This window comes from Rhizobium herbae, from assembly GCF_019511375.1.
Classification (GTDB): Bacteria; Pseudomonadota; Alphaproteobacteria; order Rhizobiales; family Rhizobiaceae; genus Pararhizobium; species Pararhizobium herbae_A.
In genome coordinates, this window is the sequence record NZ_JAEUAO010000004.1 from 283,251 (window position 1) to 302,270 (window position 19,020).

22 protein-coding genes are annotated in these 19,020 nt (G+C 61.9%); 12 read left to right on the top strand and 10 right to left on the bottom strand.

What is annotated here, in order from left to right; all coding sequences use genetic code 11:
* Nucleotides 1-23 precede the first annotated feature (23 nt).
* The 6 genes from JNB71_RS18080 to JNB71_RS18105 all read right to left on the bottom strand — a co-directional run bounded on the left by JNB71_RS18080 (nucleotide 24) and on the right by JNB71_RS18105 (nucleotide 4,069).
* Entirely contained in the window at nucleotides 24-1,028 is a 1,005-nt protein-coding gene (locus tag JNB71_RS18080; protein ID WP_220373377.1) for an alpha/beta fold hydrolase, read from the bottom strand.
* A 183-nt stretch (nucleotides 1,029-1,211) separates the two neighbouring features.
* A complete protein-coding gene (locus JNB71_RS18085; protein ID WP_220373200.1) occupies nucleotides 1,212-1,805 on the bottom strand; it encodes a hypothetical protein in 594 nt (197 codons plus the stop codon).
* Between the two features lie 161 nt (nucleotides 1,806-1,966).
* Nucleotides 1,967-2,092 carry a type B 50S ribosomal protein L36 gene (gene ykgO / locus JNB71_RS18090; protein WP_018327898.1) on the bottom strand — a complete coding sequence of 42 codons (126 nt, stop codon included), beginning with the start codon at nucleotides 2,090-2,092 and terminating at the stop codon, nucleotides 1,967-1,969.
* A gap of 184 nt (nucleotides 2,093-2,276) precedes the next feature.
* Nucleotides 2,277-3,326, bottom strand: coding sequence for a 5-(carboxyamino)imidazole ribonucleotide synthase (locus JNB71_RS18095; protein WP_220373201.1), 1,050 nt, complete (start codon nucleotides 3,324-3,326; stop codon nucleotides 2,277-2,279).
* Nucleotides 3,323-3,787 carry a 5-(carboxyamino)imidazole ribonucleotide mutase gene (gene purE / locus JNB71_RS18100; RefSeq protein ID WP_018327896.1) on the bottom strand — a complete coding sequence of 155 codons (465 nt, stop codon included), beginning with the start codon at nucleotides 3,785-3,787 and terminating at the stop codon, nucleotides 3,323-3,325. The genes JNB71_RS18095 and purE overlap by 4 nt, the downstream gene beginning before the upstream one ends.
* A gap of 78 nt (nucleotides 3,788-3,865) precedes the next feature.
* The gene (locus JNB71_RS18105; protein ID WP_018327895.1) at nucleotides 3,866-4,069 is read right to left on the bottom strand and encodes a YdcH family protein; all 204 of its coding nucleotides are present in this window, start codon (nucleotides 4,067-4,069) and stop codon (nucleotides 3,866-3,868) included.
* A 208-nt stretch (nucleotides 4,070-4,277) separates the two neighbouring features.
* Between JNB71_RS18105 and JNB71_RS18110 the strand changes: the two genes are divergently transcribed.
* Entirely contained in the window at nucleotides 4,278-4,451 is a 174-nt protein-coding gene (locus tag JNB71_RS18110; protein ID WP_018327894.1) for a YdcH family protein, read from the top strand.
* A 191-nt stretch (nucleotides 4,452-4,642) separates the two neighbouring features.
* On the opposite strand, the gene JNB71_RS18115 is transcribed toward JNB71_RS18110, so the two are convergent.
* Both JNB71_RS18115 and JNB71_RS18120 read right to left on the bottom strand, forming a co-directional pair.
* Complete coding sequence (locus JNB71_RS18115; RefSeq protein WP_018327893.1) at nucleotides 4,643-4,903, bottom strand: ArsR/SmtB family transcription factor; 261 nt, start codon at nucleotides 4,901-4,903, stop codon at nucleotides 4,643-4,645.
* A gap of 124 nt (nucleotides 4,904-5,027) precedes the next feature.
* Nucleotides 5,028-5,807 (bottom strand): sulfite exporter TauE/SafE family protein, encoded by a 780-nt coding sequence (locus tag JNB71_RS18120; protein ID WP_220373202.1) that lies wholly within the window; start codon nucleotides 5,805-5,807, stop codon nucleotides 5,028-5,030.
* 103 nt (nucleotides 5,808-5,910) lie between these two features.
* On the opposite strand from JNB71_RS18120, the gene JNB71_RS18125 reads away from it, so the two are divergent.
* The 7 genes from JNB71_RS18125 (at nucleotide 5,911) to JNB71_RS18155 (ending at nucleotide 13,488) form a co-directional block, all read left to right on the top strand.
* Nucleotides 5,911-6,564: a thiamine phosphate synthase gene (locus JNB71_RS18125; RefSeq protein WP_220373203.1), complete on the top strand. Its 654-nt coding sequence runs from the start codon at nucleotides 5,911-5,913 to the stop codon at nucleotides 6,562-6,564.
* 9 nt (nucleotides 6,565-6,573) lie between these two features.
* Nucleotides 6,574-7,773, top strand: a complete 1,200-nt coding sequence (locus JNB71_RS18130) for a tetratricopeptide repeat protein (protein ID WP_220373204.1) — start codon at nucleotides 6,574-6,576, stop codon at nucleotides 7,771-7,773.
* Nucleotides 7,774-7,992: 219 nt separating this feature from the next.
* On the top strand, nucleotides 7,993-8,556 hold the full coding sequence (efp, locus tag JNB71_RS18135) for an elongation factor P (protein ID WP_220373205.1): 564 nt from the start codon (nucleotides 7,993-7,995) through the stop codon (nucleotides 8,554-8,556).
* Between the two features lie 70 nt (nucleotides 8,557-8,626).
* The gene (locus tag JNB71_RS18140; protein WP_220373206.1) at nucleotides 8,627-9,427 is read left to right on the top strand and encodes an inositol monophosphatase family protein; all 801 of its coding nucleotides are present in this window, start codon (nucleotides 8,627-8,629) and stop codon (nucleotides 9,425-9,427) included.
* A gap of 156 nt (nucleotides 9,428-9,583) precedes the next feature.
* On the top strand, nucleotides 9,584-10,681 hold the full coding sequence (locus JNB71_RS18145; protein ID WP_220373207.1) for a MotA/TolQ/ExbB proton channel family protein: 1,098 nt from the start codon (nucleotides 9,584-9,586) through the stop codon (nucleotides 10,679-10,681).
* Between the two features lie 3 nt (nucleotides 10,682-10,684).
* Nucleotides 10,685-11,716 (top strand): peptidoglycan -binding protein, encoded by a 1,032-nt coding sequence (locus JNB71_RS18150; RefSeq protein WP_220373208.1) that lies wholly within the window; start codon nucleotides 10,685-10,687, stop codon nucleotides 11,714-11,716.
* Between the two features lie 128 nt (nucleotides 11,717-11,844).
* Nucleotides 11,845-13,488: an FAD-binding dehydrogenase gene (locus tag JNB71_RS18155; RefSeq protein WP_220373209.1), complete on the top strand. Its 1,644-nt coding sequence runs from the start codon at nucleotides 11,845-11,847 to the stop codon at nucleotides 13,486-13,488.
* A gap of 225 nt (nucleotides 13,489-13,713) precedes the next feature.
* Here JNB71_RS18155 and JNB71_RS18160 read toward each other — a convergent pair whose 3' ends face one another.
* Together JNB71_RS18160 and JNB71_RS18165 are read right to left on the bottom strand one after the other, a co-directional pair.
* A complete protein-coding gene (locus tag JNB71_RS18160) occupies nucleotides 13,714-14,703 on the bottom strand; it encodes a Bug family tripartite tricarboxylate transporter substrate binding protein (protein WP_220373210.1) in 990 nt (329 codons plus the stop codon).
* Nucleotides 14,704-14,848: 145 nt separating this feature from the next.
* Nucleotides 14,849-16,654, bottom strand: a complete 1,806-nt coding sequence (locus JNB71_RS18165) for an ABC transporter transmembrane domain-containing protein (protein ID WP_220373211.1) — start codon at nucleotides 16,652-16,654, stop codon at nucleotides 14,849-14,851.
* 217 nt (nucleotides 16,655-16,871) lie between these two features.
* On the opposite strand from JNB71_RS18165, the gene rpmE reads away from it, so the two are divergent.
* The 4 genes from rpmE (at nucleotide 16,872) to JNB71_RS18185 (ending at nucleotide 18,863) form a co-directional block, all read left to right on the top strand.
* On the top strand, nucleotides 16,872-17,093 hold the full coding sequence (gene rpmE, locus JNB71_RS18170) for a 50S ribosomal protein L31 (RefSeq protein ID WP_018327882.1): 222 nt from the start codon (nucleotides 16,872-16,874) through the stop codon (nucleotides 17,091-17,093).
* 141 nt (nucleotides 17,094-17,234) lie between these two features.
* Nucleotides 17,235-17,564, top strand: coding sequence for an ArsR/SmtB family transcription factor (locus JNB71_RS18175; RefSeq protein ID WP_220373212.1), 330 nt, complete (start codon nucleotides 17,235-17,237; stop codon nucleotides 17,562-17,564).
* A complete protein-coding gene (locus tag JNB71_RS18180) occupies nucleotides 17,561-18,043 on the top strand; it encodes an SRPBCC family protein (protein ID WP_220373213.1) in 483 nt (160 codons plus the stop codon). Before JNB71_RS18175 ends, JNB71_RS18180 begins: the two co-directional genes overlap by 4 nt.
* A gap of 61 nt (nucleotides 18,044-18,104) precedes the next feature.
* Nucleotides 18,105-18,863, top strand: coding sequence for a DUF899 domain-containing protein (locus JNB71_RS18185; protein ID WP_220373214.1), 759 nt, complete (start codon nucleotides 18,105-18,107; stop codon nucleotides 18,861-18,863).
* Nucleotides 18,864-19,020: the final 157 nt, after the last annotated feature.

The following is a 19,020-nucleotide window of genomic DNA, read 5'->3' on the forward strand; positions in this document are numbered from 1 at the left end:
GCCCTCGATCGAGGCGCGGCGGTTCATTGGCGCATGTCGCCGGCGATGCGGGCCTCGGCCCGGCGTACCACGCCTTCGAGGTCGGGCGTCTTTCCCGCCAGCGTCTCGAGCGCCGCGATTACCACGTCGGTTGCGGCATAATCCGGTTTGTGGCCGAGATTGTGGATGCGCAGGAGCATGGAACCCCTGATGTCTTCGTGCAACTGGCGAGAATGGATTTCGGGATAAACGATACGGTCGGTATCGCCGGTGATGATGACGGCCGGCGCCTCGATCTCCCTGTAGCGCGGCGACGTCCGTTTCACATAGTCCAGCAGATTGGCGACATCGATGGCGTTGTTGCGGAAGGCGCGCGGCCTGAGGGCCAGATAGGCCGCCGTCTGCTCGACGTAGTCGTCCGGGCGCGCGTTGGGTTCGAAGACGGTTTTCGTCGCACTGTCGATCAAGGCCATGCCGACGGGTGGCGCGACGAGGGAGGAAAACAGCCAGCCGAATACCGGGGCCTTGGCAGCGTCGTAGTACCATTCGATGCCACCCGGCCAGGGATGTGTGGCGGGCGAGAGGAAGAGAAGGCCCGCGACCATGTCCTTGTGGTTCAGCGCGAAACTGGCGGCGACCGCCCCGCCGAAGGAATGGCTGACGATGATCGCCTTGCTGATGCCGCGCTTCTTCATCAAGGCCGCGATCGCATCGGCCTGGCCGTCGGGATAGGCGTTTTGCGCACCGCCGCGGTCGGAGAAGCCGAATCCCGGACGGTCGAGAAACAGCATATCGGCTCGCCCTTCGAGCCTGCTTCTGAAGGCGGTCATCTGATCACGCAGATTGGCGCTTGCGCCGTGAATGAAGACAAGGGTCGGCAGGTCGGCGGTGTTCGGGCGCGGCACGTAGACGCTGTTCATCCGATAGCCGCCAACGTCCAAGCGTTCGCCCCTGTTCGGATTGCTCTTCTCGAAAGCGGTTGCCTGATAGGCGCTGAAGCCGAACCCCGTGACGAGCAGGGCGAGAAACACGGATGCGACGAACAGCATGGCTTTCCTGAAGGCTGAAGACATCAATCAATCTCGCGCGGTTTGCGCGCATGCGCAACCGATCAGATGGTTCACCATCGTCTGATACGAGAAAGAGTGACCCTCGGTTTCGCCTGATGGTGAAATGCCGGTTCGGCCTGCTGATTGGATCGGCCACTCATTAAAAATGGAAGGCGCGCAGAACTACGTGCGATTGCCGGCGAGCTTTTCTTCAAGGTCACCGAGTTGTTCCTGTGCCTGGCGATCGGCAGGGTAGATGTCGAGAAACTGTTCCCAGGCCCGCAGCGCCAGTTCATCCTTGCCAGCAGCGGTAAGGATCGCCGCCATGCCGGCGAGCGCCCCGAAATGCCGCGGCTCGATCGCCAGCACCTGGTTGATGTCCGACATCGACTTGCGATAGTTGCCCATCCTGTAGTGCAGTGTCGCGCGCTGGTTCCAGCCCTCGACATATTGCGGCGCAAGATAGATGACCTGATCGAAGATATCGAGCGCGCTCGCCTTGCGATCCGCTTCGAGCGCTTTTGCTGCCCATTGCATCAAGAGATTGATGGAGGCGCTGCCGGAATCCCGCCATTCGCCGCGGATGCGATCGGAAATTTCGCGTGCCTTTTCGGGGTCGCGTTCCCGTTTCAGTTCGGAAAAGAGCGTGTCGAGCCGCTGCTTCGGCGTCGCCAGTTCCGATGTCGCCGAAGCCTGTGAGGTGTCTGCTGCAAGAAGACCGGGTGCGCCAGTGATCGACGCGAAAAGCGCAATCACGAGAATCGAAAAAGCAGACATGAGTTTAGCCATGACAGATAAGGTAGTCCGCCATGGCCGAAGATCAAATCAAATTTGAGACATCAATTCGATGAACCGCATGAGCCCCAATGAGGGAGCCCAAGCGCTTTCATTCCATTCGCCGACCGACCGAAACCACGATCTCCGGTCCGCAGAATGGATCAGCCCTGACGGGCCTTGAAGCGCGGGTTCAGCTTGTTGATGATGTAGATGCGGCCCTTGCGGCGCACCAGACGGTTTTCGCGATGGCGGGCCTTCAGCGACTTGAGCGAATTTTTGATCTTCATTTTTCTGATCCGCAGTTTTGGCGAATCCGAATTCGCCGCTCTTTAACAATCAAAAGCGCGCTTGCAGACCGTTCGGGCCGAGCGCGCTCTTAGGGTGGCAGGCAAATAACCCGGCATCGCAAAAGTGTCAACCACAGAGAGCCGGTTTTAACGCCGGCTTTCGGCTTTTCTGTGGGTTAAACCCTTAAATCAGCCAGGTGACGTGGCCCATCTTGCGGCCCGGCCGGGCTTCGGACTTGCCATAGAGATGGACCAGCGCGTTCGGCTGGGCGAGCCACTGCGGGACGTCATTGATGTCGTCGCCGATCAGGTTCTGCATCACGCAGTCGGAATGCCGGGCGCCATCGGACAGCGTCAATCCTGTGACAGCGCGGATGTGCTGCTCGAACTGCGAGACGACGCAGGCAGCCTCGGTCCAGTGGCCGGAATTGTGGACGCGGGGGGCGATTTCGTTGACGATCGGCGTGCCATCGGCGAGCACGAAGAATTCCACACCGACCACACCGACGTAGCCGAGCGCTTCGAGAATCGCTCCGGCAGCGGCACGCGCTGCCGCCGTGGTTGCGTCCGCGATGGAGGCGGGAACGGTGGATGTATGAAGAATACCGTTGCGGTGCACGTTCTCTGCCGGATCGAAACAGGCGATCTTTCCATCGATGCTGCGCGCAGCAATAACGGATATCTCCCGCTCGAATGCGACGAAGCTTTCGAGGATGAGCGGCACGTTGCCGAGCGCCACGTAGGCGCCTGTGGCGCTGTCGCTTGCGCCGCGAAAGACGCGCTGGCCCTTGCCGTCATAACCGAGGCGCCGGGTCTTCAAAACGCCGACGCCGGAGAAATCGGCGAGTGCCCGTTCGAGGTCATCCTGGCTGTCGACGGGATGAAAGCGCGCGGTCGCAAGGCCGCAGCCATTGAGAAACTGTTTTTCCGTCACCCTGTCCTGCGCCACTTGCAGCGCCTTGGGCGGAGGGTAGACGGGGAGCGAACGCGCAAGCAGGTCGGCTGCAGCGACCGGAACGTTCTCGAACTCATAGGTGACGACGTCGCAGACTTTCGCGAGCTTGGCCAGCGCCGCTTCATCGTCGTAACTGGCGACGATCTGGCTGCTGGCGACCTGTGCGGCCGGACAGTCGGCCTGCGGCTCGAGGATGACGGTGCGGAAATTGAGCCGGGCGGCTGCCATGGCAAGCATGCGGCCGAGCTGGCCGCCACCAATAATGCCGATCGTTTTCATGCCTGATCCACGGGATATTCGGCAACCGCGGCGCTCTGCTGTTCGCGCCAGTCGTCAAGGCGGTCAGCAAGGTCGGGATCGCTGAGCGCCAGGACGGCCGCAGCAAGGAGGGCCGCGTTGACGGCGCCGGCGCGGCCGATCGCCAGCGTACCGACCGGGATGCCGGCCGGCATCTGGACGATCGAAAGAAGGCTGTCCTGACCGGAGAGCGCCTTGGACTGAACGGGGACGCCGAAGACCGGCAGTGCCGTCATGGCAGCTGTCATTCCGGGCAGGTGGGCGGCACCGCCGGCGCCAGCGATGATCACCTTGAAGCCTTCGTCGCGCGCGCCCCTGGCAAAATTGATCAACCGGTCGACCGTGCGATGCGCCGAGACGATGCGGGCATCATAGGCGATGTCGAGCGCATCAAGCGTATCGGCGGCGTTCTTCATCGTCTCCCAGTCGGACTGGCTTCCCATGATGATGGCGACGGGAGGGGGGGATGCTTTCGTCACGTTCTTCGTTCCGATGTTGTGAGGCCGAAATCCCGAGCCGGTTCAGGCGATGATGTCGGGAATGATCTGGTCCTCGATCTTGGTGATCTTGTCCTTGATGATCAGCTTCTTCTTTTTCATCCGCTGGATGCGCAGCGCATCGCAGCCTGTCTGGATCATAGCGTTGATCGCGACATCGTAATCCTCGTGTTCCTGCCGCAGCCGCGCTACGCTCAGTCTGAGTTCGGCCTGGTCCTGATCTGGCATGCAATCTTCCCCGTCGGCGCCGGCAGCATCGTCTGCTATCCGCATCAAATCGAGCGTCGCTCTAGCACAGAATTGTTGGTAACGGGAAGTTATCCTTCGCCACGATTTCGCCTTCGACAAATGAAAAATAGCATGGCACATTAACTCGGTTAACGTCGAACATCCGGCATTCCCCCGCCGGGTGCAAGCAAAAGGAAGGGACTGCCACATGACCATTGAGGCTCATCTTGCAACGCTTGAGAAAAAACATGGTGTTCTGGAGCAGGAGCTCCACACTGCTCTCCTGCAGCCCTCGGTGCAGGACCAGCACATTGCCGACATCAAGCGTCGGAAGCTGCGCTTGAAGGACGAAATCGAAAAGATTCGGTCTTCCTCTCACTGATTAGGTAAGCAATCTCATTCATCGGGAAACTTTTGTTCCAGCGCGAGAAACCCATCCGAAAGACGAAATGAATTTCGCAAATCCGGTTGCAGCGTTGTTGAGAGACGGAACGCGTTCCGCGCGGACATGACGTTCGCCAGAGTACCGTGGTACCGAGTTTCCCGATGTCTGACCTTTCGAGGTCACAACGATTACGACCAGAACTGATCCAGCCACAGATTGACCCGGTCGAAGCCGGGCTTGTTGATCGCATAAATCCGCTTCGTGCCGCTGGCGGAAACGGAGACGAGGTTTGAGTCCAGCAGGGCCTTCAGATGCTGCGATACGGCCGGGCGGCTGATCGGCAATCCTTCAGCAAGTTCATTCACTGTCCGCGGCGCGCGCCGCAGTTCCTCCAGCAGATAGCGCCGGTTCGGATCCGAGATTGCATCAAAGGGATCAGTGTTTGACATGCGCAAACGCTAGGAGAATTCACAGCGCTCGGCAAGCAAATTGTGCAATGCGGCATAATAATTTTGCTTTGCGGTATGCAAGCGGCGCGTGTAACCGTAAGCCGCCGCCAAGCAAGTGCGCGCCTTACGAACCCATGACAAGCACGGTCAGGCCGTCGTAGGCAAGCTTCAGGCCCGCGAGGAACGCCATCGTATACATGAACGGATAGAAGACTTGCGGCTGCATGCGCCGCACGACCCAGGCGCCGGTCATCGTTGCCAGCATAGCCAGCGGAAAAAGCGTCATCGACGTCGCCAGGTTGCTGAGATCGAGTTGTCCGAGGGCAAAATAGGGAATGAGCTTGACGGCATTGAGGATGGCGAAAAAGCGCACCATGGTACCGGTATATTCGCGCGGTTGCAGCTTCAGCGGCAGGGCGTAGATCTGGAAGGGCGGACCGCCGGCATGGGCGACGAAGCTGCCATAACCGGCAAAGGAACCGAGAAAGCTCGCCTGTAGCGGCCGGTGCGGCTTTGCCGGAATGACTATGCCGCGCCGGGCGCGCCACACGTTGTAGACATAACGCAGCACGAACAGGATGGTGATGACGCCGATGATCAGTCGCAGCGCATCACGCGGCACATAGGCCGAGGTCGCCCAGCCGATGGCGATGCCGACAAGGGCGCCGGGCAGCAGCATCGTCAGCGTCTTGGTATCGCCATGCTGGCGCCACATCCACAGCGAGACGAGGTCCATGGCGATCAGGATCGGCAACAGCAGCGCTGCCGCCTGGACCGGAGAAACGGCGAGCGACAGGAGGGGCACGCCCATCAGGGACAGCGCTTCGCCCATTCCCCCCTTGCTGAAGCCGACAAGCAGAACCGCGGGAACGGCGATGGCATAGAACTGAAAATCGGGAAGCATGGGTATCGGTTGATCCTTTTGCCTGCAGGGTCTATCGCTTTTGCGGATCGAAATCGAGTAGGGGATGGCGCGTAACGCGCATTTCACCGGGAACAAAGACACCATGAGCAATACAGACAACCGCTGCCGCCTCGTCCTCATTGCGCCTGACATCGCCGATGTCGAAAGCCGCGGGCAAGTCCTCGGCGATGCGTTGCGAGGCGGCGATGTTGCCTCGGTCATCCTGCCGCAGTACGACCTTAACGATCACGCTTTCCAGAAACACGCGGAGGCGCTCGTGCCACTGATCCAGAAGGCGGGTGCGGCGGCGCTGCTGGCCGGCGATACGCGGGTTGCCGGCCGCGCCAAGGCCGATGGCCTGCATGTTACCGGCAATGCGGCGGAGCTCGCCGAGGCGGTTGAAAAATTCTCGCCGAAACTCATCGTTGGCGGCGGCAATGCCACCGACCGGCACCATGCGCTGGAGATGGGCGAGATCCGCCCGGATTATGTCTTCTTCGGCAAGCTCGACGGCGACATCAAGCCGGAGGCGCATCCGAAGAACGTCGCACTTGCCGAATGGTGGGCCTCGATGATCGAAATCCCCTGCATCGTCATGGGCGGCACGGATCCTCAGTCGGCGCTCACCGTTGCCGAGAGTGGCGCGGAATTCGTCGCGCTGCGTCTTGCCGTGTTTTCTGAGCCGGAACAGGCGGCCGTCATTGTTGGGCAGGTCAACGCGCTCCTTGACGAAAAAGCGCCACGGTTTGAAGATTAAGACATTTCCATGTTGATCACTGCTTTGCCACCGCGGCGCCGCCTTTCGCTTTTCCTGATGTGCGCCACGTTGCTTGGCGCGCCCGCCTGCTTGCGCGCGGAAGACGCGTTGCCCGGCGTGACCACGGCCACGCCGGCGCAGGAGGGGAACACGCCCCAGGTGCAAGGCGAGATCGACGAGGGCACCGTTGGCAAACGCGGACGGATCACGCCGTTCAACGGCGCCGCGCTGCCGCAAGACGAAATACCGAAGCTGCAGCCTCCGGAAGATGCTGGCAAGGCCGATGAAAAAAAACGCACGCCATCGGGCGGCGTCAACGTGCTTGATCGGATGGGCGCGGAATTGCCGGCTCTGCCTCAGGAAAAGGCGTTCGCCGGCAAGGCCGACGATGCCTACGGCGCGTTTCAGCGCGGCTACTATCTGACCGCGTTGGAACTGGCCTTGCCGCGGGCGCAACTCGGCGATGCGGCGGCGCAGACGCTGGTCGCGGAAATCTTCGCGCAAGGGCTCGGCGTGGCGCGCAATACCAAGGACGCAGCTTTCTGGTATGGCCAGGCGGCCAATGCGGGCGATCCCGGCGCCATGTTCAAATACGCTCTTCTGCTGATGGAAGGGCGCGATGTTCCGCGCGACAAGAAAAGGTCTGAAGAGCTGATGAAGAAGGCTGCCGACCTTGGCAATTCTTCCGCCCAGTTCAATTATGGCCAGTTGCTTGTCGCCGACATGCCGGGCGAAAGGGGGCTGAAGGCGGCGCTGCCCTATTATGAGAAGTCGGCCGAGCAGGGCATCGCCGATGCGCAATATGCGCTGTCGCAGATTTATTTGAACGTCGACGGCATCGACGACAACAAGCGGGCAAAGGCGCGCGACTGGCTGTTGCGCGCAGCGCGTGCCGGCTTCGATACCGCCCAGCTCGACCTTGCGATCTGGCTGGTCGACGGCATCGGCGGCGATCGCAATCTCGAAGAAGGCTTCAAATGGATGAGGCGGGCGGCCGAGGGCGGCAATGTCGTGGCACAGAACAAGCTGTCGCATCTCTATGTCAATGCGATCGGCACGCGGCCTGATCCGGTCGAGGCTGCCAAATGGTACGTGCTGTCGCGCCGGGCGGGATTGAAGGACCCTGCGCTGGAGGATTTCTATCTCGGGCTGACCGAAGCGCAGCAGAAGGCGGCGTTGAGCGCTGCCAACAAACACCGGTCGTCCTGAGCGAGTTTCCAGGGCATGATCCCGAAAAGCTAAAGCAGCTTTTGGGGCGGCATCATGCTCCGCTTCTTCAATTTTGAGCGGACTGAGATTTCGGGTCGGTTCGAGCAAAAATCGTCCGGTCAAAGCGCAAGACTTGAACTTTCGGGGGTTTTGTGGTCTTGAAGCGCCGGATTGGCTGGCCGGCGGGCGCGGCCCGGACTTCTTTAGGACTTGCTTCCCATGAAAATCAGCGGCAGCGAAATTCGCCCCGGCAGCGTCATCGAGCACAATGGCGGCCTCTGGGCTGCGGTCAAGAGCGTCACGGTCAAGCCGGGCAAGGGCGGCGCCTTCAACCAGGTGGAACTCAAGAACCTGATCGACGGTACCAAACTCAACGAGCGCTTCCGCTCGTCCGAAACCGTCGAACTGGTGACACTCGATCTCAAGGACTTCCAGTTCCTCTATGAAGAGGGCGACGCTCTGGTATTCATGGACGTCGAGAGCTATGAACAGCTGGAACTGCAGAAGGACTTTGTCGGCGACCGCGCCACCTTCCTGCAGGACGGCATGATGGTTTCGGTAAGACTTTACGACGAAAAGCCGATCGGTATCTCGCTGCCCGACCAGGTGGTTCTGGCGATCGCGGAGGCCGATCCGGTGGTGAAGGGGCAGACGGCCGCGTCGTCCTACAAGCCGGCGATCCTGGAAAATGGCGTGCGCGTCATGGTTCCGCCGTTCGTCGAGGCTGGTGAGCGCATTCTGGTCGACACCAATGAAATCGCCTATCTTCGCCGCGCGGACTGATCCGCAGCGGCACGTTTAAAATTCTCCGGTCGTTGCTGCGGCCGGTTTTCTGTTTCGAAGGAAAGCCAAAATGGCACGCTCAGCTCTTCTCAATGTCATGGTTCAGGCCGCTTTCAAGGCGGGCAAGTCGCTGGCGCGTGATTTTGGCGAAGTCCAGAACCTGCAGGTCTCGCTGAAGGGGCCGGGCGACTATGTCTCGCAGGCCGATCGCAAGGCGGAAAAGCTGATCCGGGAAGAGCTTCTGAAGGCCCGCCCGACCTATGGGTTCCTCGGCGAGGAAAGCGAAGAGATCATCGGCACGGACGGCGCCCACCGCTGGATCGTCGACCCACTCGATGGCACGACGAACTTTCTGCACGGCATTCCGCATTTTGCGATCTCGATCGCGCTCGAGCGCCAGGGCGAGATCGTCGCCGCTGTCGTCATGAACCCGGCGACAGACGAGCTGTTCACCGCCGAGCGCGGCGGCGGCGCCTTCCTCAACGACCGCCGGCTGCGCGTCGCTGCCCGCAAGAGCCTGTCGGATGCCGTCATCGGCACCGGCACACCGCATCTGGGCGTTGCCAACCACGGCACCTACCTCGTCGAGTTGCGCCATGTGATGGGTGAAGTCGCCGGTGTACGCCGCATGGGCGCTGCATCCCTCGATCTGGCCTACGTCGCTGCCGGCCGGTTTGACGGCTTCTGGGAGCGCGGTCTGTTTCCCTGGGATCTTGCCGCGGGAATTCTGCTGATTCGCGAAGCTGGCGGTTGGGTCGCCGATATCGACGGCGGCAACAAGCCGATGGACGACGGCTCGATCGTTGCCGGCAACGAATACATCCGCAAGGCGCTGCACGAGGTGCTGCATCGCCCCGTGCCGGGAAAATAAGCCGGAACGGCCTGGACGGCGGCTGTTTCATCCTGTTGATGTTGCCCGTTGTTTCCCCTTCAATTTGGCACAAACTTCCTCTAGTCTCCGGCGCAAGCATAGCTGCGTCCGCGTGTGCGGGCAGGCTGCAGCACATGAAAACCGGAGAATAACCCCATGGCGAAATTGGAACTGTCGGGATGGGATGCCGGCGGAGCTTTGAACGAGGGGTATAATCCCAACAAGCTGACGAGCCCGATGGTTTTCTTCTGGACGATGGTGATCTTCCTCATCATCGTCGGGTTCGTCGCGGCCATCCTGTTTCGACAGGCGCACGCCGCCTTTGCCAGCAATCCCGGACTGAACGGCCTGATCCTCGGCGTTCTGCTGATCGGCATCCTGCTGGTTTTCAACCATGTGCTCAGGCTGCGGCCGGAGGTTCGCTGGTTCAATTCCTTCCGTGCCGCCGGAAGTGCAGAGAAGGTCGGCCGCGACCCGGTGCTCCTGGCGCCGATGCGCGCCCTCATCGGCCAGCGCCATTCTATGGCGATCTCGACGACGGCGCTGCGGTCCATTCTCGATTCGATCGCTACACGCCTCGACGAATCGCGCGACACCTCGAGGTATCTGACCGGTCTCTTGGTCTTCCTCGGCCTGCTCGGCACCTTCTGGGGTCTGCTCGGCACGATCGGGTCGATCAATACGGTCATTCAATCGCTCGATGCCGGGACGGGAAGCACGCAGGATGTTCTGGCTGCTCTGAAGAATGGCCTGTCCGCTCCGCTGTCCGGTATGGGGACGGCGTTTTCCACGTCGCTCTTCGGTCTCTCCGGTTCGCTGATCCTCGGCTTTCTCGACCTGCAGGCCGGACGTGCTCAGAACCGTTTCTATACCGAACTCGAAAACTGGCTGTCATCCGTGACCGACGTCAGTTCGGATCTGACGATTGCCCCCGGCGCGTCGGCCGTGGCACCCGGCGACGAGCTTCGGCAGCTGACCGAACAGCTCGCCCGCCTCAACCACGATGGCGGCATGAACCAGCGTACCACCGCCGCCATGGCGAGCCTTGCCGAGGGCATCCAAGGGCTGGTGAAGAACATGCGCGGCGAGCAGCAGATGCTGCGTGACTGGATCGAAGCCCAGCAGGACGAAGCAAAGTCGATGCGCAAGACGCTGGACAAGCTGTCGGCGCGGATCGGACATGCGGACAAGATACCCGCGCAGTCGGAAAGACCCCACAAGCTCGCCCGCGTCGAAGACGCCGGGGGAGAGTAACCGATGTCGCTTGCGCGCAAGGGCCGGACACAGAGAACCGTCGATTACTGGCCGGGTTTCGTCGATGCGCTTTCGACGCTGCTCCTGTCCATCATGTTCCTGCTTTCCGTTTTCGTCCTGGCACAATTTCTGCTCAGCCGCGAAATCAGCGGCAAGGAGGATGTGCTCAACCGGTTGAACAGCCAGATCAACGAGTTGACCCAGCTTCTGGCGCTGGAAAAGGGCGGCAAGCAGGATCTCGAGGATTCGCTTGCCAATCTGCAGGCATCGCTCGCTTCATCGGAAGGCGAGCGCTCGCGGCTGCAGGCACTGCTCGACCAGGGCGCCGGCAGCTCCGATGCCGCCAACCAGCAGATCGGCGACCTCACGGGCAAGCTCGACGCAGAAAGACAGGTCAGCGCCCGGGCGATGAGCCAGATCGATCTGTTGAACCAGCAGATCGCTGCGCTGCGCAGCCAGATCGCTGCCATCGAGGGTGCGCTCCAGGCGTCCGAAGCCAAGGACGAGGCGTCGCAGACGAAAATCGCCGATCTTGGCCGGCGGCTGAACGTGGCACTGGCGCAGCGTGTGCAGGAACTCAACCGCTACCGTTCCGACTTCTTCGGGCGGCTGCGCGAAATCCTCTCCGATCGTGAAAATATTCGTATTGTCGGCGACCGCTTCGTCTTCCAGTCGGAAGTTCTGTTTCCGTCCGGCGGCAATGAACTGAACCCGGAAGGGCAGGAGGAAATGGCCAAGCTCGCTACGGCGGTGCTCGACCTTGCCAAGGAAATTCCCTCCGAGATCAACTGGGTGCTGCGGGTCGACGGGCATACGGACAATGTTCCGCTTTCGGGGGCAGGGCGCTACATCGACAACTGGGAACTTTCCTCGGCGCGTGCGACGTCCGTCGTCAAGTTCCTGATCTCGCGTGGTGTTCCGGCCGATCGCCTCGCTGCTGCGGGCTTCGGAGAATTCCAGCCGATTGCCGAAGGAAATAGTCCGGAGGCGCGCTCGCAGAACCGCCGCATCGAACTGAAGCTGACCGAGAAATAGCTGGAGCCTGCCCGGCTTTCCGGCGATCGGCAATCATCACAAGCAGTGTTTTCCAGTTGCGTTTCTTCGTTGCCCTGACGTTTACGTGTGCGTAATGTCGCGGCAGGGTGGAGTTGCTGGAGGACGGCATGGATTGTGATGTTCTTGTGATCGGGGCGGGGCTTGCCGGCCTCGTTACGGCGGTCGAGGCTGCCGACCGGGGTCTCAGGGTCATCGTGCTTGATCAGGAAGGCGAGCAGAATTTGGGCGGCCAGGCCTTCTGGTCGCTTGGCGGATTGCTGTTCGTCGATAATCCGGAACAGCGGCGCATGCGGATCCGCGACACGCTCGAGCTGGCGCGGCAGGACTGGATGGGTTCGGCGCAATTCGACCGGCCGGAGGACTATTGGCCAAGGCGCTGGGCGGAGGCCTATCTCGATTTTGCCGCTGGCGAAAAGCGCGCCTGGCTGCACGGCCAGGGCATGCGCTGGTTTCCGGTCGTCGGCTGGGCGGAGCGCGGAGGCGGTCTTGCACATGGCCATGGGAATTCGGTGCCACGCTTTCACGTGACATGGGGCACGGGCCCTGGCGTGCTGGCGCCATTCATCGCCAGGGCGCGTGCAGCCGAGAGCAGGGGGCGCATCCGCTTCCGCTTTCGCCATCGGGTCGACGAACTGATCATGACCAATGGTGCCGTGACGGGCGCAAGAGGATCGGTATTGAAGAGCGACGGCGTCAAGCGTGGTCAGCGCAGTTCGCGCGAGGTTGTCGACGAGTTCTGGTTCGAGGCTGGCGCCGTCGTCGTCTCGTCCGGTGGCATCGGCGGAAATCACGATCTGGTGCGCAAGCAGTGGCCGGTCGACCGGCTTGGCCCGCCGCCGAACGTCATGGTCAGCGGCGTCCCGGACTATGTTGACGGGCGCATGGTCGCGATTGCCGAGCAGGCGCGCGGCTCCGTCATCAACAAGGATCGCATGTGGCATTACACCGAAGGCCTGCGCAACTTCGATCCGATCTGGCCGAACCATGGCATCCGCATCCTGCCCGGCCCCTCTTCCTTCTGGTGCGACGCCGACGGCAACCGTTTTGCCGCGCCTGCTATGCCGGGTTTCGACACGCTCGGCACCCTGAAGGCGATCCGCAGGAGCGGTGCCGACTACAGCTGGTTCATCCTGACCAAGGCGATCATCAAACGGGAGTTCGCGCTTTCGGGGTCCGAGCAGAACCCCGACCTCACCGGCAAGGACATTCCGCTGCTTCTGAAGCGCCTGGGCAAAAATCCGCCGGGACCCGTGCAGGCCTTCATGGACAAGGGTGAGGATTTCGTCATCCGCGACCGGCTGGAAGATCTGGTCGAGGCCATGAATGCCCTCACCGGCGAGGGGCGCCTTTCGCTCGAACATCTGCGCCGCCAGATCGAGGCGCGCGATCGGGAGATCGACAATGCCTTTTCGAAGGACGCGCAAGTCACCGCCATCCGCGGCGCCCGCAATTACCTGGGCGACAGGCTGATGCGGACCGCCAAGCCGCATCGCCTGCTCGATCCCAAGGCCGGGCCGCTGATTGCGGTGCGTCTCAACATCCTGACGCGAAAGACGCTAGGTGGGCTGCAGACCGATCTCAACGGTCGCGTGCTGGAGCTTTCGGGCGAGCCGGTCGCAGGGCTCTATGCAGCGGGAGAGATTGCGGGTTTCGGCGGCGGCGGCATGCACGGCTACAACGCCCTGGAGGGCACGTTCCTGGGTGGCTGCATCTTCTCGGGAAGGATCGTGGGGCGCAGCATTGGCGGATGACGACTGAAAGGTAAAAGGCTCACAGCCCACGACAGTGGCCTCTCACCCCCCTCTGCCCTGCCGGGCATCTCCCCCTCAAGGGGGGAGATTGGCGTGGGGCTAGCCTCTTGCTGCCGATCTCCCCCCTTGAGGGGGAGATGTCACGAAGTGACAGAGGGGGGTGTCGCTGGCACTGTCGTGCACTGTGAAAAAGGCTCTCCGGATGGCCGGAGGGCCGCGGATGCCTCAGTCCATCTGAACGTTGGCTTCCTTGACGATCGGGCCCCATTTCGCAAGTTCGGCCTTCACGTGCGCGCCCAATTCGTCCGGCGTCGAGGCGACGATGGTGGCGCTGAAGCCCTTCATCTTTTCGGCCACGTCCGGATCGCCAAGCGCCTTCTTGGCGGAAGCGTTGAGCCGATCAATCACGTCTTTCGGCGTACCTGCCGGGGCAAACAGGGCATTCCAGGTATAGGTCTCGTAGCCGGGAATGGTTTCGGCGATGGTCGGCACATCCGGGAAGGAGGCGGCACGTTCCTTCGTCGTCACCGCGAGCGCCTTGAGCGTGCCGGATTTGATGTGTCCCGAGGACGAGGGCAGGTTGTCGAACATGATCGGCACCTGGTTGCCGATGACATCGTTCAGCGCCGGACCTGAACCCTTGTAGGGAACATGCTGCATGCTGACGCCGGCCATCTTCTTGAACAGTTCGCCGGAGAGATGCAGCGGCGTGCCGTTGCCGGACGATGCGTAGGCATATTGGTCGGGCGATGCCTTCAGAAGCGCCAGAAGTTCCTCGACGTTCTTTACCGGCAGTTGCGGGTTGACGACGAGCACGTTCGGCACAAGCACCAGCAGCGAGACCGGCGCAAAATCCTTTTCCGGATCGTAGGGCTTTGTCTTCAGGATCAACGGATTGAGCGCGTGGGTCGCAACCGTTCCCATCAGGATCGTGTAGCCGTCGGGCTCGGCCCGCGCCACCCGGTCGGCACCGAGATTGCCGCCGGCGCCGGCAACGTTCTCCACCACCACCTGCTGGCCGAGATCATCGGACATCTTCTGGCCGATGATGCGCGCAACCACGTCGGTCGAGCCGCCGGCTGCGAAGGGCACGACCAGCGTTACCGGACGATCGGGAAACTCCTGTGCCCTTGCTTCACCGCCGAGCGCTAGCGCCGATGTCGCCATCAGGGCGAGCGCGAGTGCCGTGCGCCGCTTCCATAAAGACAATGCCATTCAAATCTCCTCCCGGGACCTACCAATCGGCAAAGCGGCGGAAAGCCGCTTCCGCCGGCAAACAATAGCGTCGATGCACCGAAGGGCAACCTTGGGAGAGGGATTATGGGTTGCACTCAATCGATTTTATTCTGGAGCGCCTGCGTCAGCCCAGCGTCACCACGTTGCTTGCTTCCGGGCTGTCATAGTCGAACTGCAGTCGCGCGAGCTTGGCGTAGAGCCCGCCCTGACGAACGAGCGACGCGTGCGTGCCTTCCTCGACGATCCGGCCCTGATCCATGACGAGGATGCGGTCGGCCTTGAGCACGGTTGCCAGCCTGTGGGCGATGACCAGCGTCGTGCGTTCGCGCATCAGGCCGTCAAGCGCCTTTTGCACCAGCGTTTCGCTCTCGGCGTCGAGCGCGGACGTCGCCTCGTCGAGCAAAAGAATCGGCGCATCTTTCAGGATGGCGCGGGCGATGGCGATGCGCTGGCGCTGACCGCCGGAGAGCGTGATGCCGCGTTCGCCGACCTGGGTGTCGTAACCCTGATCGAGCCTTGCGATGAATTCGTCGGCCTGGGCGGCAACGGCTGCGGCGCGCACCATGTCGCGCGACGCGGTGGGCAGGCTGAAGGCGATGTTGTCGTGGATCGAGGCGGCGAAGATGGTGACGTCCTGGGGAACGATGGCGACGCGGCTGCGCAGGGCTTTCGGGTCGACCGAGCGGATGTCGACGCCATCGACGCGCACCGAGCCCTTGGCCGGGTCGTAGAAGCGCAGAAGCAGCGAGAAGACGGTACTCTTGCCGGCGCCGGAGGGGCCGACGATGGCAACCGTCTCGCCCGGCTTGACGGTGAAGCTCAGGCCCTTGACGCTCTTGTAGCCCGGCCGCGAGGGGTAGGCGAAATGAACGTCATCGTAGATCACGGCCCCCTGCGCCGGCTCGGGCATGGCGGCCGGGTTTTCGGGCGCCGTGATGTCCGGCTGCTCGGCCAGCAACTCGCTCAAGCGCTCTGCAGCGCCTGCGGCCTGCGAGAGTTCGCCCCAAACCTCCGAAAGTGCACCGAGGCTGCCGGCGGCGAAGACCGAATACAGGAGAAACTGGCCGAGCGTGCCGGCCGACAGTGACCCGGATAGGACATCCTGCGCGCCGAACCACAGGACGGCGACGACGCTGCCGAAGATCATCGTGATGGCAAAGGCCGTGAGGACCGAGCGGGCCTTGATGGCGGCGCGCGCGGCCGCATAGGCACTTTCGACGGCGCTGCCATAGCGCGCCTGTGCGACGGCCTCGCCATTGAAGGCCTGGACGGTGCGGGAGGCGGAAATCGCCTCGCCGGCATAGGCGGAGGCGGTCGCCAGCGTATCCTGCGCCTCACGCGAGCGCCGACGCACCGAGCGCCCGAAGCCGACCAGCGGAAAGACGATGACGGGGATGGCGATGAGAACCAGGCTCGACAGCTTCGGGCTGGTATAGACCATCATGGCGATGGCCCCGAGACACAGGATGGTGTTGCGCAGAGCAACGGAGGCGGTGGCCCCGACGGCGGATTTGATCTGCGTCGTATCGGCGGTCAGCCGGGAGACGATCTCGCCGGACTGGTTGACGTCGAAGAAGGAGGGCGAGAGCCGCGTCACATGGTCGAAGACGTCACGGCGCAGATCCGAGACGATCCGCTCGCCGAGCGTGATGACGAAGTAGTAACGGGTCGCACTGGCGACCGCGAGGACGACGGCCAGAACCATCAGCATCGAGAAATAGGTGTTGATGAAGCCGGCGTCGGAGGCGGAGAATCCGTGGTCGATCATCCGGCGCACAGCCATCGGCAGCGTCAGCGTCGTGACGGCTGCAACGACCAGCGAAATGCCCGCGCCGATGACAAGATTGCGGTAGCGCCGGATATACGGCAACAGCTTTGCCAGCGGGCGCACGGACCTGCGCGCCGCCGGGTGAACGACCTCATTCGACACATGACCTCCAATACCGGAAGAAGCGGCAGAACTTGCACAAGTCTTCTCCGGCGGTACTTGTTATCCAGGTGACCATCATGTATAGGCACGGCATCAAATTGGGAAGCCGTAGTCCCGCACGTGGTCTGCGGCTTCATTTACGTGTTCGGTCCCCATGCCGCAATGGCCCGCAAATGGCTTGCGACAATTGGACCCTGGAACTTGCAGGAAGATTGTTATGAAGGCTGATATCCATCCCGCTTACCACATGATCAAAGTGGTCATGACCGACGGCACCGAATACGAAACCCGCTCGACCTGGGGTTCGGAAGGCCAGACCATGAACCTCGAAATCGACCCGAAGTCGCATCCGGCATGGACCGGCGGCAACCAGCAGCTCATGGATCGCGGCGGCCGCGTTTCCAAGTTCAAGAAGCGCTTCGAAGGCCTCGGCCTCTAATCTCTTCCTGCTGGATTTTGACTTCAGGAAAGCCCGGTTCACCGGGCTTTTTTGCGTTTGGAATATGGGTTCCCGATTGGCAGCGGCGGTGCAAAAAGATTAGTATTGACTCATCAATTAGTACGCGCTATTTGATAAGTCATGATCGAAGCTGCAAACGTCACCGCTGTCCTGCGTACCCTTGCCGACCCGACGCGGCGGGCCGTTTTCGAGCGGGTCGTCCGGTCCGACGAGATTACCGTGGTCGAGTTGACGCGCGGAAGCGGGGTGACGCAGGGCGCCATCTCCCAGCATCTCAAATCATTGAAGCAGGCCGGCCTGGTTGCCGAGCGCCCGGAAGGACGCAACGTCTACTATCGCGCAGAGCCCGAGGGCCTCGCCCCGCTTGTCGATTGGCTGAGCCACTACGGCGACTTCTGGCGCGAACGTTTCGCCAATCTCAGAACCTTGCTCAAGGAGATCGATCCATGACCGACGCCGCTTTGAAGCCCGACACGCACGATATCGTTCTCGACGAGGTCTTTCCGCATGCGCCGGAGACGATCTGGACGGCGCTGACATCCGGCGAACTGATCGCGCGCTGGATGATGGCGCCGACCGGGTTCGAACCTGTGGAGGGCAAGCACTTCACATTCCAGACGACGCCGGCCGGGGCATGGGATGGGATTATTCGCTGCCAGGTGCTGGAGGTCGTACCCTACGAGCGCTTCGCCTATGCCTGGAAGGGCGGAGATGAGGGTAACATCGGATATGGCTCGCGGCTGGACACGGTCGTCACCTTCATCCTTTCCAGGGCTGACGGTGGAACACGCCTTCGCCTCGTCCATTCCGGTTTCGTACTGCCGAAGAACGACACTGCCTTCCGCAGCATGAGCGAAGGGTGGAAGAAGGTCGTGCGCAACCTCGACGCCGTCGCTGCGGAACAGGATGCCTCGAAGCGCCTGCACTGACACGTCAAACGGAATTGACAGATCGCATGCAACACGCACTTCGACAAACAGGAGGTTCGTTATGCAACATCAGATCGTTTCGCGCGACGAGTGGCTGAAGGCCCGGGTCGCACTGCTTGCGGAAGAAAAGGCGCTGACGCGGCGCAGCGACGAACTCGCGCGGCGACGACAGGACCTGCCGTGGGTCCGGATCGACAAGGCATACCGTTTCGAGACCGACCAAGGGGATGCCACGCTGGCAGACCTGTTCAGGGGGCGGTCGCAGCTTCTCGTCTACCACTTCATGTTCGGTCCCGACTACAAGGCCGGATGTCCGTCCTGTTCGGCGATCGCCGACGGCTTCGACGGCTTCGTCGTCCATCTGGAAAACCACGACGTGGCGTTTACCGCCGTGTCGCGGGCGCCGCTCGGCAAGCTGCAGGCGTTCAAGCGGCGGATGGAATGGACGTTTCCCTGGGCCTCCTCGCACGGGAGCGACTTCAATCTCGACTTCAACGTTTCGAACACCGAGAGACAACAGCGTGATGGGACCGTCGAATACAACTACCGGCGCGAGCCTGCATTGCCTGCAGGCGAAGCACCCGACGGGCCCGCTACTGCCGCTGCCATGAGCGGCACCGACGCTGCTGCATTCGTGCGCGAAAGGCCGGGCATGAGCGCCTTCGTTCTCGAAGACGGTGTCGTCTACCACACCTATTCCGCCTATGCGCGGGGACTGGATAGCCTCTGGGGCATGTACCAGTGGCTCGACCGAGCGCCCAAGGGACGCAACGAAAAGGGCATGTGGTGGCGTCATCACGACGAGTATGACGACGGCTGACGTCGCACGACCGAAGACGCAATGCCTGCTCATCCCAAACGCGGCAGCGGGAAGTGGTCGCCCTTGGTGCGATCGTGCGGCATCCGGTGAGATGATCAGCCTCCTCTCAATTTTGTCAAGCGGAACACCCAGTCGGGTTACCGGGTGGGCAAGCCGC